The 15,258-nt window shown below is 50.6% G+C and carries 17 protein-coding genes; 14 read left to right on the top strand and 3 right to left on the bottom strand.

Annotated elements, in window-relative coordinates:
- The 13 genes from T502_RS08980 to hisB all read left to right on the top strand — a co-directional run.
- Positions 1-405: hypothetical protein (locus T502_RS08980; protein WP_211248156.1), on the top strand; the 405-nt coding region annotated here is incomplete at its 5' end.
- 161 nt (positions 406-566) lie between these two features.
- Positions 567-1,067 (top strand): helix-turn-helix domain-containing protein, encoded by a 501-nt coding sequence (locus T502_RS08680; RefSeq protein WP_052359271.1) that lies wholly within the window; start codon positions 567-569, stop codon positions 1,065-1,067.
- Positions 1,068-1,354: 287 nt separating this feature from the next.
- Entirely contained in the window at positions 1,355-1,627 is a 273-nt protein-coding gene (locus T502_RS08285; RefSeq protein WP_042706755.1) for a 4Fe-4S dicluster domain-containing protein, read from the top strand.
- Entirely contained in the window at positions 1,624-2,748 is a 1,125-nt protein-coding gene (locus T502_RS08280) for a 2-oxoacid:acceptor oxidoreductase subunit alpha (protein ID WP_042706753.1), read from the top strand. The genes T502_RS08285 and T502_RS08280 overlap by 4 nt, the downstream gene beginning before the upstream one ends.
- Positions 2,748-3,539, top strand: a complete 792-nt coding sequence (locus T502_RS08275) for a thiamine pyrophosphate-dependent enzyme (protein WP_042706752.1) — start codon at positions 2,748-2,750, stop codon at positions 3,537-3,539. Before T502_RS08280 ends, T502_RS08275 begins: the two co-directional genes overlap by 1 nt.
- 10 nt (positions 3,540-3,549) lie before the next feature.
- A complete protein-coding gene (locus T502_RS08270) occupies positions 3,550-4,086 on the top strand; it encodes a 2-oxoacid:ferredoxin oxidoreductase subunit gamma (protein WP_042706751.1) in 537 nt (178 codons plus the stop codon).
- A gap of 148 nt (positions 4,087-4,234) precedes the next feature.
- Complete coding sequence (sucC, locus tag T502_RS08265) at positions 4,235-5,332, top strand: ADP-forming succinate--CoA ligase subunit beta (protein WP_042706749.1); 1,098 nt, start codon at positions 4,235-4,237, stop codon at positions 5,330-5,332.
- Positions 5,329-6,204 (top strand): succinate--CoA ligase subunit alpha, encoded by an 876-nt coding sequence (sucD, locus tag T502_RS08260; RefSeq protein WP_042706748.1) that lies wholly within the window; start codon positions 5,329-5,331, stop codon positions 6,202-6,204. Before sucC ends, sucD begins: the two co-directional genes overlap by 4 nt.
- 24 nt (positions 6,205-6,228) lie before the next feature.
- Positions 6,229-7,038 carry a DNA integrity scanning protein DisA nucleotide-binding domain protein gene (locus T502_RS08255; RefSeq protein WP_245597791.1) on the top strand — a complete coding sequence of 270 codons (810 nt, stop codon included), beginning with the start codon at positions 6,229-6,231 and terminating at the stop codon, positions 7,036-7,038.
- A gap of 329 nt (positions 7,039-7,367) precedes the next feature.
- Entirely contained in the window at positions 7,368-8,573 is a 1,206-nt protein-coding gene (locus T502_RS08250) for a methionine adenosyltransferase (RefSeq protein WP_042706746.1), read from the top strand.
- 180 nt (positions 8,574-8,753) lie between these two features.
- Complete coding sequence (gene hisG / locus T502_RS08245; protein ID WP_042706745.1) at positions 8,754-9,638, top strand: ATP phosphoribosyltransferase; 885 nt, start codon at positions 8,754-8,756, stop codon at positions 9,636-9,638.
- A gap of 28 nt (positions 9,639-9,666) precedes the next feature.
- Positions 9,667-10,377 carry a 1-(5-phosphoribosyl)-5-[(5-phosphoribosylamino)methylideneamino]imidazole-4-carboxamide isomerase gene (gene hisA, locus T502_RS08240; RefSeq protein ID WP_042706744.1) on the top strand — a complete coding sequence of 237 codons (711 nt, stop codon included), beginning with the start codon at positions 9,667-9,669 and terminating at the stop codon, positions 10,375-10,377.
- A complete protein-coding gene (gene hisB, locus T502_RS08235; RefSeq protein WP_042706758.1) occupies positions 10,374-10,952 on the top strand; it encodes an imidazoleglycerol-phosphate dehydratase HisB in 579 nt (192 codons plus the stop codon). The genes hisA and hisB overlap by 4 nt, the downstream gene beginning before the upstream one ends.
- A gap of 167 nt (positions 10,953-11,119) precedes the next feature.
- Here hisB and T502_RS08230 read toward each other — a convergent pair whose 3' ends face one another.
- The 3 genes from T502_RS08230 to T502_RS08220 all read right to left on the bottom strand — a co-directional run bounded on the left by T502_RS08230 (position 11,120) and on the right by T502_RS08220 (position 13,438).
- Positions 11,120-11,326, bottom strand: coding sequence for a histone family protein (locus T502_RS08230; protein ID WP_042706743.1), 207 nt, complete (start codon positions 11,324-11,326; stop codon positions 11,120-11,122).
- A gap of 178 nt (positions 11,327-11,504) precedes the next feature.
- Entirely contained in the window at positions 11,505-12,284 is a 780-nt protein-coding gene (gene mtxX, locus T502_RS08225; protein ID WP_042706742.1) for a methanogenesis marker protein Mmp4/MtxX, read from the bottom strand.
- Positions 12,285-12,442: 158 nt separating this feature from the next.
- Complete coding sequence (locus tag T502_RS08220; RefSeq protein ID WP_042706741.1) at positions 12,443-13,438, bottom strand: methanogenesis marker 2 protein; 996 nt, start codon at positions 13,436-13,438, stop codon at positions 12,443-12,445.
- Positions 13,439-13,746: 308 nt separating this feature from the next.
- Between T502_RS08220 and T502_RS08215 the strand changes: the two genes are divergently transcribed.
- Entirely contained in the window at positions 13,747-15,255 is a 1,509-nt protein-coding gene (locus T502_RS08215; RefSeq protein ID WP_042706739.1) for a replication factor C large subunit, read from the top strand.
- The last annotated feature ends 3 nt before the right edge of the window (positions 15,256-15,258 follow it).

Genomic DNA, 15,258 nt, shown 5'->3' with positions numbered 1-15,258 from the left:
TTAACAAGAGTTCTTATTGATCGGACAACCGGACGTCCGTTAAGAAACAATGATACGGGGATATATTGCGAAGAGGTATATATGTCAAAAAATGTGAGATTGTGTAATATCTCCGAGAATGAAGTAAAAAATGTACCTATTCACGTAGAACTTTTCAGAACGGATTTGGATGAAGTTTATTACTGCAAGATAGAATTATCCATACCGAATTATTTTATCACACCTGACGATATCAGGCATGAATATAATAACTCTGTAGTTTCTTTCCCTTCAGACGATGGGGGCAATTATACGTACTCGAGTTGTATGTATATTTATGTAAAATCAAGCAATGCAACGTATGAACCGCTACCCGGATGCTATGATGAAACTCCAACTGCTCCGTTGGTTCCGGGCATAATATAATTTTTTCAATCAAATATTAGGTTATTTTTACAAAAATATACCCCTTTTCTAAGCACAGAATAATTATGTATCAGGCTAAATACAACTGTTATAAAAAATAAAAATAAAAAAAGGCTCTCAAAATTTATCAGATAACGGTTTTCAAAATATCGGTGAAACATATGGGGGAGGATTCGGATATCATACTTGATAGCGATGATCTTGCCGTTCTATCCTCAAAGACCCGAATAGCAATCTTAAAAGCCATCGATAAAAAAGAATCGACAATAACGGAACTTGCCGAAGAATTGGGTATCTCAAAAGCATCCGTTCATGCGCATGTGGCTGAACTTGAATTTTCGGGGCTGATTGAAGCGGACAAAGTCCGCAAATGGCATCCGTATTCTCTTACAAATAAAGGCAGGGGGATTCTTCATCCGCATAAGAACACTCGGGTCGTCATAATGCTCGGACTTACTGTGTTCTGCATGACGGCGTGCATCTATTCATTCGTTCTGTATTTTGAAGGCTTTGTTTATCTGGGGGGCGCTTCATCGGCTGACCATCCGCTGATCTTTCTCATATTCGGCGACATCTTTGCCCTTATTGCCCTGTCCCTCATTTTGATGATGATTAAGCCGTTATTCAGAAGTGAGCCGTCGGAGTTCGCAGACGAAGAATAGCCGTAACGGTGTAATTGCAGTAACGTGTAATTGCCGTAACGGTGTAATTGCAGTTACGTGTAATTTTCGTAACGGTATCTTACACCCCCGCAACCACGCAAAAAGTTGCGCACCCAAAGCATTGCATCGGGATATGCGTACTGGTATAGAATCAATATGCGCGGTATCGAATCAATATACTCGGTATTGGATTAATATGCATACGGGGCATTCACGTGTGCATGATGAGATATATTTAGTACGATAGAAACGCAATATTAAGCAGATTAATTAACGGGTCGTAACTCATGAAACTTATAATCGATGAGAGCCGGTGCAAGGGCTGTAATCTCTGCACGCTTGTCTGCCCCTACAAAATATTCCGGGAGGGCAGCAGACTCAATGAGAAGGGAATTGTCGTCCCCGAATTCAACGGACCCGAGAGATGCACTAACTGCCGTCTTCAGAAACTTTACGGGAGAAGGCTCTGCGGGATGTGCCAGCTTACATGTCCCGATCAGGCAATAAAGTGGGTTGAAGAGGAGAGATTTGAAGATATGAAAGTGGTGATTGAGTATTGACCAGAATTGAGTTCATGCAGGGCAATATCGCCTGCGCCGAAGGTGCACTTGCGGCAGGCTGTCGTTTCTTCGGCGGATATCCGATAACTCCGTCGACCGAGGTAGCCGAGCATATGGCGAAGATGATGCCGAAGGTCGGCGGCGTCTTCATCCAGATGGAAGACGAGATTGCAAGCATATCCTCGATTATAGGCGCGTCATGGACGGGAGTCAAGGCAATGACCGCCACAAGCGGTCCCGGATTCTCGCTCATGATGGAGAATATCGGATATGCGGCAATAACCGAGACGCCGATTGTAATCATCAATGTTCAGCGCGGCGGTCCGTCGACCGGTCAGCCCACAATGTCGGCGCAGGGCGATATGATGCAGTGCCGTTTCGGCTCGCACGGCGATTTCTCAATAATTGCGCTCACACCGTCGACGGTTCAGGAGATGTACGAACTCACGGTAAAGGCATTCAACCTTGCCGAAGAGTTCAGATGTCCCGTATTTCTGATGTCGGACGAGACCATAGGCCATATGCGCGAGAGGATTGAGATACCCGATTCCGTGGATGTCGTCAACCGCAAAGAACTTGAGAAGGGAAAACTGCCGTATGAGACCGATGCCGATAACCCTGTGCCCGGTTTCCCGACATTCGGTCACGGTCACCGCGTGCATGTGACCGGACTTACGCACGATGCCCGCGGATATCCCGACACAACCAATCACAAGACACATTCCGACCTTGTAAGAAGACTTGTCGGCAAGGTTGAGTCAAAGCGGCACGAGATAGCGGACTACGATATCGCGGGAACGGACGCCGAGATTGTATTCCTTACATACGGACCCGCGACAAGGACGGTTCGTCAGATAATGAAGGACAGTCCCGACCTTAAGATAGGTCACATAAATCTGAGAATAGTCTGGCCTTTCCCCGAGAACGTCCTGAAAGAGTTCCCGAACGCAAAGGTCTTCATCGTTCCCGAGATGAACATGGGGCAGATCGGACGCGAAGTCGCAAGGCACACCCCCGTAAAGGTGGTTTACCTGCCCAAGCTGGGCGGCGACATGCACACCCCGCAGGATCTCATGGAGGCATACGACAGGGAAAAGGCGCTCATCGGAGGCGGTAACTGATGCCGTCCGTCTCGGAATGGTATCGTGCCGACAGGATGCCGCATATCTTCTGCACGGGCTGCGGCAACGGAACCGTCCTTAACTGCACGCTTCAGGCGGCATCGGATATGGGCTGGGAGATAGACGACACCGTCTTCGTATCCGGCATAGGCTGCTCATCGCGTGCATCGGGATACACAGCCGCGGACTCACTGCACACGACCCACGGAAGGGCGCTTGCGTTTGCGACCGGCGTCAAGATGGCGCATCCGGAGTTCAATGTGGTTGTCTTCACCGGCGACGGCGACCTCTCGGCAATCGGCGGAAACCACTTCATCCACGCCTGCCGCAGAAATATCGACATGACGGTCATCTGCATGAACAATATGATCTACGGCATGACGGGCGGTCAGGGAAGTCCGTGTACGCCGCGGGGTGCGTTCTCGACGACAACACCCTACGGTGCGCAGGAGCCTACCTTCGATCTTGCCGAGCTTGCGGTGGCAGCGGGCGCAAACTATGTCTCGCGCTGGACGACATATCACGTAAAGCAGCTTACAGATTCGATAAAGACGGGCATGGAGACTCCGGGGCTGTCCTTTATCGAGACCATGTCCCAGTGCCCCACGTCATACGGCAGAAAGAATAAACTGCGTCAGCCGCTCGATATGATTGAGTATCTGCGCGATCACTCGATACTTATCTCAAAGAAGAGAAGACTCGAGGCGGAAGGAAAGGTCATTCCCGACACGACGTTTGCGGTCGGCGAATTTGTCAGGCGTTCGCGTCCTGTTATGGGGTTGAAGAGGTGAAGCTGAAGCTATGAGGCATGAAGTTTTGTTCTCGGGATTCGGCGGTCAGGGTATAATCCTCTCCGCCGTGATACTCGGAAGGGCGGCGGCAATCTACGACCGGAAATACGCCGTTCAGACTCAGGTCTACGGTCCGGAAGCCAGAGGCGGCGCGTCCATGAGCGCGGTCGTAATCGATGACGAACAGATTCTCTATCCCGAGGTATCAAACCCCGATACCTATGTCATCATGTCACAGCCGGGTTATGACAAATACGGCGCGGGTGCACGCGACGATGCCTTCGTGATATACGACAAAGACCTTGTCTTCTCAAAACCTTCGTGCAGGAATCTTCCCGTTCCCGCGACGCAGACAGCGAAGGAACTTACGGGGCGCACCATAGTTGCCAATATCATAATGCTCGGCGCCGTCGTGAGATCATCTGGCATTGTAAGCGAGGAAGCTATACGAAAGGCAGTCCTCGACAGCGTTCCGAAGGGAACCGAGGATCTGAATCTTAAAGCGCTCAATGCCGGTTTTGAGCTCGGCGCAAAAGATTCGCAATAAATTGCACCTTATTAATCCCAATTTTTTGAATCATTCTTTTGAGATTTTTTGAGATTTTTAAAAATTTTTTTGAAATAATTTAAAACCGATTCAACAGCAAATATAGTACATATTACTGATACATACTGCATGGCAGGAGGAGTGTCAATTGAAACTTTTAGAGTATGAGGCGAAGGACATATACAGAAAATACGGTATCCCCGTCGGATTCGGATTTGTAATCTCAAGTCCCGACGAGATTGACGGGAGAATCCGCGATTTCGGTGACGAAGTTGTCGTGAAGGCGCAGGTCGATGTCGGCGGCAGAGGAAAGGCGGGCGGCGTCATAATAGCAAAGACCGCCGACGTCCGCGAGGAGTCGGAGAAGATGTTTGCAAAGCAGATCAAAGGCGTTCCCGTCGAGAAGATCCTGCTCGAGGAGAAACTTCCGATTGAGAAGGAATACTACGTAAGCATCACAATCGACCGCTCCAGAAGAGAGAACGTGATAATCTTCTCGTCCGAAGGCGGCGTCGAGATCGAGCAGACCGCACGCGAAAACCCCGATGCAATAAGGAAGATCTGGGTCAGCCCGCTTCTGCACGACATCCCGTCATTCATGCTGCGCAACCTCCTCGGTGACGCTCCCAAAGAACTCGCGCCCGTAATCAATGACCTTTACCGCGTATTCTGCGAGAACGACGGCATTCTTGTCGAGATAAATCCGCTGGTGACGACATCCAAAGGTGTCTTTGCCGCGGACGGCAAGTTCATCGTCGACGACAATGCGCTTTACAGACTCGGTATCGAGGTCAACCGCGACCTGACCGAGAGAGAAAGACGCGCCGAGAGTTGCGGGTTCTCGTATGTGGAACTCAGCGGTCAGATAGGCGTTATCGGAAACGGCGCCGGTCTTACAATGTCGACACTGGACATGATAGAGATCCTCGGCGGCAAAGCGGCAAACTTCCTCGATGTCGGCGGCGGCGCGGGCGAGGACAGGGTCTGCAGTGCAGTCAAACTGGTCGCCGAGATGCCGGGCGTAAAGGTAATCATAGTCAACCTCCTCGGCGGAATTACCAGATGCGACGAAGTGGCACGCGGAATCGTCAAAGCCGGCGTCAGCCAGCAGGTGCTTGTAAGACTTGCCGGGACAAACGAGGCTGAAGGACGCGAGATATTGAATAAGAACGGCTATAAGATGTTGCCGACAATGGACGATGTCGTGAGCGAAGCTGTAGATGCGTGTAAGGAGGCGGCATTATGATCTACGGCGATAAGAAAACGAAGGTTCTGGTTCAGGGCGCAACCGGAAATCAGGGTGCATTCCACATTAACCTTATGAACGAATATGCACGCGAGGTAGGCGGTTTCGGCGTGGTTGCGGGCGTAACTCCCGGAAAGGGCGGTCAGGAAGTGCACGGTGTGCCCGTCTACAACTCGGTGCGCGAGGCAATGGCCGAGCATGACGTAACCGCAAGCGTCCTCTTCGTGCCCGGCAAGGTTGCGGGGGACTCGATTATGGAAGCGGCATACAACGGAATCGAGCTTGTTGTCGCGATTACCGAGCATATCCCCGTTCATGACGCCATGAAAGCGATTGCGTATGCAAAGCTCAACGGCTGCTCCGTGATAGGTCCCAACTGCCCGGGAACCCTGACTCCGGGTGAGTTGAAGCTCGGCATAATGCCTGCGCATCTCTCAAAGAAGGGTAATGTGGGCGTTGTCTCAAGGAGCGGCACTCTGACCTATGAGGTTGTCAACGAACTTACAATGAAAGGTATCGGTCAGAGCTCGGTCGTAGGTATAGGCGGCGATCCCGTTATCGGTCAGACCTTTGTCGATGTCGTAAACCGCTTTGCCGACGACGGCGAGACAAAGGCTGTCGTGCTCATAGGCGAGGTCGGCGGCAACCTTGAAGAAGAGGGTGCGATTGCGGCACGTGACGCGGGGCTTTCGCTGGTAACCTATATTGCGGGCGTCTCGGCACCGCCGGAGAAGCGTATGGGTCATGCGGGTGCGATTATTGCCGGCGGCGAAGGCGATGCCAAGTCAAAAATAAAGCGCCTTGAGGCTTTGGATGTGACCGTAGCAAGGAAACCTTCCGACATTCCGGTGTTACTACGAGAAATACTTTAAATAATGAAGTAATATTTATTTTGTGTGGAAATATTTGCAGATCCTACGGTTTTGATGGACTCGGCGATGGCGATAGCACGGAATGTAAGAGCCGTGGCTGTCGTCTCTTTTTTAAAGAAATACGACTGTGAGTCCGAGATTCCGATTGTCTGGGTCGAGGATATGCAACTTGATCTTCTGCAGGGCACGAATGCCGACGATCTTCGGGATATCTCGCAGAAGCATCTTATGGATATTGTGACTCAGATGCACCTCTGCAAAAATTACAGGGACGGCATAATCGTAGGCGTAATGCCGCATATGATTATGCTGCATGATCTCAGTGCTTCCGCCGATATCCAGAATGCCTGCGGATACGGTGATATCGCGGATGCCGAGGTTATCTCGTCCGTTCTCCGTCTGGCTCTGGAACTTGCGGTCGAGGGACGCGAAGGGCGCAAGATAGGTACCGCGTTTATCATCGGCAATGCGCAGGAGATCTTCACGAACTCTCATCAGGCAATAATTAACCCGTATAAGGGTCAGAACCCCGAGGACTGCGATATCAGATGCGAGAATAACTGGGAGAGCGTGAAGGAGTTTGCGCAGCTTGACGGCGTTTTCGTCATAGATTCCGGCGGTCAGATAGCGGCGGCGGGCAGGTTCCTTAATATCAATACGGGCACAATCTCGCTTCCCGGCGGCATGGGGGGCAGGCATCTTGCGGCGGCGGCAATCACACTCGATATGCCCGTAATCGGCATAACGGTCTCGGAGTCGGGCGGCATTGTCAGAATCTTCCGCGACGGCAGATGTATCCAGACCATACGTGCGGATATAAGAATGATGAACTGACGGATGAACTTAAGGTGCGGCAGGCGTTGATGGTCACATGTATGCAGCACATCTATGCCGCAGATCTGTGCCGCACTTCTCTTTTATTTTATGCGCTTTTTCGGATTTTTGAATATTTTTAATTCGTGCAATAAAACGGATTTCCGATACCGTGTGTAATAATATCCGATCACAGTAATCATTTCCCGCGGTTTATGAGTGTGGGTAATCAAAAGGATTTTTCATATTCCTAATGATCTTTTGCAGAGTTTCATGTGTATGTGGGTAATTTATTAATCTTTGAAATACTACTACTGGTAATAAAATTTTTACAGGGGTATGATTACCAGATGGCAAGAAACATAGATGTACAGAAGATAAACCAGACACCTATCGAGATGCAGCGCGCCGAGATAGTTGAAAGGAAATGTATCGGTCATCCTGACAGTATCGCGGACGGCATTGCCGAGTCCGTATCGAGAGCACTTTCCAAGGCTTATCTTGAGGAATTCGGCGCGGTTCTCCACCACAACACGGATCAGGGAGAAGTCGTTGCCGGAGAGTCCATGCCGAAGTTCGGCGGCGGTAAGATCATAAAGCCAATCTACTTCCTGCTTACCGGAAGGGCAACCAAGGTCTATGACGGCGTTACAATCCCCACGGATGCAATCGCGGTCGAAGCGGCAAGAAAATACCTTAAAGAGACCGTTCAGTTCCTTGACCTTGAGCGCGACGCAATCGTCGACTGCAGAATGGGTGTCGGATCCTCGGATCTCCGCGACGTATTCAAGGCGGGCGGCAAAAATCAGGTCCCGCGTGCCAACGATACCTCGTTCGGTATCGGTCATGCGCCTTTCAGCGACCTTGAGAGTATGATTCTTAAAGTGAGCGAGCACATTGACGGCACGGTAAGACCCAAGCACCCGATCATCGGTACCGATGTCAAGATTATGGGATACAGACAGCAGGACAATATCACGCTCACACTCTGCGTTCCGATAATTGACAGATTCTGTGCCGATATCGGCGAGTATAACGAGGCAATTGCTTTCATCAACGACGATGTCGCGAAGTTTGCATCCGCGCAGACCAAGAGAAAGGTCAATGTCTGTGTCAACACCGGAGATATCGCGGAGAGCGGCAGTGTCTTCCTTACCGTCACCGGAACATCGGCAGAGATGGGCGACGACGGCAGTGTGGGACGCGGCAACCGCTGCAACGGTCTGATTACACCGCAGAGACCAATGAGTATGGAGGCTACGAGCGGAAAGAACCCGATCAACCACATCGGAAAGATCTACAACCTTCTCTCGACCCAGATTGCGCAGAAGTGCGTAAAAGAGGTCTCGGGAATCGACGATCTCTATATCCGCCTCCTCTCACAGATCGGTAAGCCGATTGACGAGCCTCTGGTTGCAAGTGCACAGTACATCTCGAACGGCACCGACGACACCAAAGCCATGGAGAAAGATATCTCGGCAATCATAGATGATTCGCTTGCAAACATTACCGACATTACCGAGAAGGTAATCCGCGGCGAATTAAAGACATTCTGAAGACCTTTAGAGGTCTTTACATATTTTTCGGACTTTTTTCGAACTATTTTTTGAACGATTTTTCGAACTGTTTTTAAAACTATTTTTCGAGTTTATAGCAATTTCTTAATTATATCGCATAATCCCGATTTTCGCGGAGATATACATACATTTTTTTCGTTAAATACCCAATCTTAATTAATGAAATCCACCGGCAGAGAACGAACTGTTATGCGCCTTGCCGTTCCGAATAAGGGACGCATAGCAGACCCGATAATTGAGCTTGTCGAAGCGGGCGGTCTTAAGATAGAGAACAGCCACACGAGAAAACTCATCTCAAGGACATCCGATCCCGAGATTGAAGTCCTGTTTGCCCGTCCCATCGATATTCCCGAGTATGTCGCCATAGGCGCCGCCGATATAGGTATCACGGGGCGCGACATGGTTCTTGAGCGCGGCTCCGTGGTCGATGAGATTCTGGATCTGGGATCGGGGGCTGCAAGGCTTGTTCTTGCCGTTCCCGAAGATTCCGATATCGAGAGCGCAGAGGACCTTGACGGAAAGAAGGTGGCAACCGAGTTCCCCGGCGTATGCGAGAAATTCTTCGAGAAGCGTGGCATCTCGGTAACGCTTGTCCCCGTCGGGGGTGCCTGCGAAGCGGCGCCTTATCTGGGTATTGCCGATGCAATCATCGATCTTACGAGTTCGGGCACGACGCTTGCGACGAACAAGCTCAGAATCGTCGACGAGATCTTAAGTTCGACGACGGTGTTAATCGGCAATCCCGATGCACGCAAAAAGTATGCGGATAAGATTGATGAGTTCTCACTGGCAATCAGGAGCGTTCTGAGCGCAAAAGGTCAGCGCTATCTGATGATGAATGTCCTGCGCGATAATCTGGACGAGGTGCGCAGCGTTCTTCCGGGACTTTCGGGTCCCACAATCATGGACGTTGCCTCGGATAAGGGAATGGTCGCCGTTCATGCCGTGGTGAGCGAAGAGCATCTCTATTCGCTTATCAGCACGCTCAAGCGTGCGGGTGCAAAAGATATTCTGATTGTTCCGATTGAGAGAATGATCCGCTAAACGCGGTGGATATGATTTCGGTGCACAAATGAGGGTATTTCCTGCAGTCGATATTCTGGGCGGCGTCTGCGTCCAGCTTGTTCAGGGAAAGCGCGAGAACAGAACGGCTTACGGAACGCCGCTGGAGAACGCACGCCGCTGGATCTCCGAGGGTGCGGACTCTCTGCATGTGATTAACCTTGACGGCGCTTTCGAGGGCAGCGGCAAAAACGCGGCTCAGATATCCGAGGTAATCCGTGAGACGGGTGTTTTCGTGGAGCTCGGCGGCGGCATAAGGAGTGTGGGCGATGCGGGGCACTGGCTGGATATCGGTGTCGACAGGGTAATCCTCGGGACGCTTGCGACAAAGCAGCCGGAAGCGATAGCGGAGATTGCGAAAGAATACGGAAGCGAGCGGGTTGTTGCCGGCGTCGATGCCAAAGGCGGTCAGGTGGTCGTTAACGGCTGGGAGGACGCGGTCGGCGACTATATCTCGTGGGCAAAGCGCTTTGAGGAACTGGGCGCGGGCGCTCTCCTGTTTACGAACGTGGACGTTGAGGGGCTTCAGAGCGGCATCAGATCCGAGCCGGTAAAGCGCCTTATCGAATCCGTATCGATACCTGTCATAGCCGCGGGCGGCATCTCCTCAACCGCGGACGTCAAAACACTAAAGAGCCTTGGCACAGAAGGTATAGTACTTGGTTCATCGCTTTACAGCGGCAAGATATCACTTACCGAAGTTCTGGAGATATGCAGATGAGAGTAGGAGAAGTAGACAGGAAGACAAAAGAGACCTCAATACAGGTAAAGATTAACCTTGACGGTTCGGGTATTGTGAATGCGGATACAAAGATTCCCTTCTTTGATCATATGCTGAATGCGTTCGGGAAGCACGGCGGTTTCGATCTCGATGTAGTCGCCGACGGCGACCTCGATGTGGATTTCCACCACACTATCGAGGATATCGGGATTGTGCTGGGGCTTGCGATAGAAAAGGCGCTCGGCGATAAGAAGGGTATAGAGCGGTTTGCGTATACCGCTGTTCCGATGGACGAGGCAATAGCCCATGCGGCGCTGGACATCAGCGGACGCCCGTATCTCGTGATGAAAGGGGAGTTCAGCGAAGGGGGCGGTCTTTCGTTCCCGTCCGATCTTATAGAGCACTTCTTCTACAGTCTGTGCACGAATGCGAAGATAACCCTTCACCTGACCTTTGAGGGAAGAAACGATCACCACATGTGCGAAGCGCTCTTCAAGGCGTTCGGAATCGCTCTGAAGTCAGCCGTGCGCATCGACCCGAAAAAAGGCATACCCAGCACCAAAGGCAGTATCTGAGCGGAATGATATAATCGATACTTCGGTAAAACAGGTGAAATACAAAAATCGGTAAAATAACGTAAACCGGCAATCAAATACAATATTAATTCAGTAAATCTCGCTTAAATCTAAAAAATCAATTAAAAAAACAATAAATCAATAAAATAACTTTTCTGAAAAAGAATTTAGGCGTTGACAGCCATGTCAACGTCTTCCTTCTTGATTGTCTTTCTTCCTGCGTGAACAGCGTACTTTGTTGCCTCTTTTGTGAGTTTTGCAATGTAGCTCTCCGTTGCATCAACTATAGCCTGAGCTGCGTCACTTCCGACCCTCTCAGCACCGTTCTTCTTTGCAATCCTTACGACTGCTGCGATTGGTAGATCATTTGCCATTTTATTCCACCTTAAAAGAAGTCTATCGGTTTAAGATATATACTTTTTGGGAAAATTGCCGTAAAACTCGATACTATTCAGTTAAATTTGCAAAAAATTCAAAAATTTAGGTCTTTGAAAAAAACGTCGATTCCGTTTGAAAAAGTCAACGAAAATCGGTTTATTTGATAAAATCGACTCATAATATGTGTTTTTTATCATCCGAGAGAGATACGGCGAGCAAAAGCGCATTGGCGTAATCGCTGCCTGCGCGCGAAGTATCCACGAATGTTTTGCTTATATTCAGGACAGGCGCACCGTGTGCGTCGCCGTTTCCGAGAAGGCAGAGCGTTCTGAAGATAAGGTTTCCCGAGATGCCGTCCGGCGCAATCACAATTCCGTGATTCTGCGGCGCGTCCTCTATGAGAATCTCGCAGTTCTCCGCTCCCGACTTCTCCGCTATCTCTTCGGCATCGCGTATTGTCCGGTCAACAACGGCATGCCGTCCTATATCTCCGGTTCTGCCGCCGGAGAGCACGGCAACGCGGTCATTCAGCCCCAGTATCTTTGCCAGCGGTCGGCACTCTTTTATGAATTCGAGTTTGTCCTCAACATCCCAGCCCTCGTCGACGCCGACAGGAGCCAGAAGGAACTTCTTTCCCGCGCACCTGCCGCCGCAGACCTCAAGGAGCGCGACTCTGCGGAGTTTTTCGACACCGAAACGCGTCTTTATGTTTTTCATGACGATATTGGCGGGCAGAGTCCCTCTTACCGCGGCATCTATATCGCCGTTATACAACGCATCTACAAGGTCGGATTCCGGCGTATCGGATATGCGGTATTCTATCTTTTCGCTGCGCTCATGCGGAGTTTGCGGAAGACTTCGCGTAAATATGACAAAATCCGCCTTATCGATTATCTTCCCGATGCTTCTCTCAATCTTTTCAATATCTGCCGCCGCGCCTATACCGACCTTCATGAATATCCCCTGTATACGTTAAAATATGCGATAAAAAATGTTAAAATTTGCCGAAATATGTGTTAATGTGTTGTGTTAATGTGTGGTTTTATGGGAGTGTGTTAATGGTGTGTGTTAATTTGGTGTGTTAACGGATTGTCTTATTCTGGCGTAAACGGTTATTCTTTGAATATGCCCGTAATGCTGTCTTTGTTCAGGTCAAAGACCGAGGACTCCTCGGAATTGTATCGTATTGTCAGGCTCCTGCTCTCGTTGACGCAACCTATATCCGCGGCGGTCATGCCGACCGCTTTAAACATCTCAATGACCTCGGCGGTATTTTCCGCTTTTGCCGTCATGATAAAGCCCATTCCGGGATACATCCTTACCCACTGCGAGAAGGGTATGCCGAGCTTTGCAAGGTCCGGTCTTGGGATGCGGCTTAAGTCAATCTCGGCTCCGACGCCGCTTGTCTCGAGAAGCATTCCCAGAGTGCCTATGATACCCGGATTGCTGATATCCTTGCCCGCGGTAAGCAGATGTCTCTCTCCGAGGGTATGCATGACCTCTATCTGTGCGCGGACTTCTTCCGCGCTTCTGAGTGTCGCCGAATCCCAGTTCAGCGCACAAGAGGGGTGTACACGTCCGTTAAGGTCGATTGCGGCGATAACATGATCTCCTTTGGCTGCGGTGCTCGAGAGAATCACATCCGAGATCTTCACCGTGCCCATAATCGAGACGTCTATAGCCGAGAACGGAGAATCGGGGTGAAGATGTCCTCCGACGACGGGCACATTGAACTTTCTGGACGCATCCGCCATTCCGCGCAGGACTTCGTTACCTACCTCACCGTCCTTTACCGAGAGAATGTCGACCATTGCAAGGGGTCTGCCGCCCATCGCCGCAATATCGTGAACATTTACAAGAACCGCGCAGAAACCCGCCCAGTAGGGATCGGCTTCCATAAGCATGCTCCAGATTCCGTCCGCGGCGAGTAAAAGCCCGTCGTTTCCGTTTTTGATAAGCGCCGCATCCTCCCCGAAAGATGCAATGACATTCTCGGAATCCAGTTTAAGAGTGCGGATTATCTCTCCGATGGCATGTTTTCTGGTAACGCCCGTATATTCCTGAACGACTTTTGCAATCAGTTCAGTGGAACATTTTTCCTCCACCATTAACACCAGCTTAAGTATGTTTGAGTTTTCTATCAGATAAAATATATTCTGTTATTTGTTATTCGATTATCTGTCCCCGATGCTTAACACTTAATTAAATTAGTTCCGAGTACATATAGTAGAATACCGTTGCACGGAATTTACTGACAGAATATACGGACAGGAATACGAACCGAAATACGGACGGAATATACAAACGGAATATACAAACGGAATTTACGGGCGAAATACTGTTGACCGTTACAAATTCTGTTGAACGTTACAGTTTGACTGTCAATAACGCGGTTTGAAAGGGGGCGGAATCGAAGATGCAGGATTGGGTTGAGAAATACAGACCGAAGTCGCTTGCCGATATAATCGGGAACAAAGATTGCCTGCGCAGGATGATCGAGTGGGCGCGTGACTGGAAGCCGGGCGTGCCGCCGCTCCTACTCTACGGAAAGCCGGGTGTAGGGAAGACGTCATCCGCATATGCGCTTGCAAACGACATGAACTGGGAGGTTGTCGAGCTTAATGCAAGCGATCAGAGGACAAAGGGAATTATCGAGAGAGTCGCGGGAGCTACGGCCACGACCATGAGCCTTCTGGGTTCGCAGAGGAAACTCCTCCTCCTCGATGAAGCCGACAACCTTCACGGCACTGCCGATATGGGCGGTGCGCGTGCGATAATCGGCGTCATAAAATCATCACAGCAGCCGATAATTCTGATTGCAAACGACAAATACGGCGTTGCCAAGGAGATAAAGGCACTGTGTGAGCTTTTGCAGTTCCGCGCCTTACAGGCAAGAAGCATAGTGCCGCATCTGAAGTATCTCTGCTCCGCCGAGAATAAAACCTGCAATGACAATGCCCTTATGCAGATTGCCGAGAGCGCGGGCGGTGACATGCGTGCCGCCGTCAATATGCTCTTTGCGGCGGGAAGCGGCGCGGATACCGTATCCGAAGAGAGCGTATCCACTGCCGCCAAGGATCAGCGTTCGTCAATCTTTGAGCTCGTCGGCGGCATTCTCAGGGGCGGCGCCGACAGGCGTCTTATGGAGATGTCATACGACCTTTCGGATACCCCTGATACGGTAGAGCAGTGGGTTGAGGGCGCATTGCCGCAGATAAAGAATCCACGCGACCGCACCGAGGCATACGGATACCTTGCGCAGTCAGATCTCTATCTGGGCAGGACATATCTGCGCCAGTATTATACGCTCTGGAAATACGCAACGGCACTGATGGTCATCGGCACTGCCGCCGCTGCCGGCGGCCAGGGCGTTACCGGCAATATCATGCCGCCTGCGCGCTGGAACAGGATGGCGGGCGCAAAGAAGAAGAAACTCGTCCGCCAGAGTGTTCTTATCAAAGCGGCGTTTGCCTACCACATGCCCGAGAACACCCTGCGCGACGAATATCTCAAGGCTTTCGGAATGATAGCCGACAAAGACCCGCTCTCGTTTGCAAAGGAACTCTCTCTCGACGGCGATGAACTCGACTATATCATTGACGATAAAGTCCGCAGTGCCGAGGTCATGAAGGAGATTAAGAGGGAAGAAAAGGAGCAGGAGAAGAAGGAGAAGGCGGCGCAGAAAGCCGCCGAGAAGGCTAGAAAATCGGAAAAGACCGTGCGTATCCAGGACCTCGCAAAAGCGACAAAGACAGAAAAGCCGGAACAGCCGGAAAAGCCGGACTTAAATGAGCCTGCGGAATCTTCCGTGTCAATCGGGTCGGCAGCATCAAAATCCGCGGATGAACCCGAAAACTCCGAAAAAGTCGGAAAATCTGCGGAGAAGAAACCGTCGGAGACGCAGTCAACCCTCTTCTCATTCTGACTG

The sequence above is a fragment of the Methanomicrobium mobile BP genome (assembly GCF_000711215.1).
Classification (GTDB): Archaea; Halobacteriota; Methanomicrobia; order Methanomicrobiales; family Methanomicrobiaceae; genus Methanomicrobium; species Methanomicrobium mobile.
Note: the sequence above shows the minus strand (reverse complement) of the source record. Positions and strands in the feature narration are given on the sequence as shown.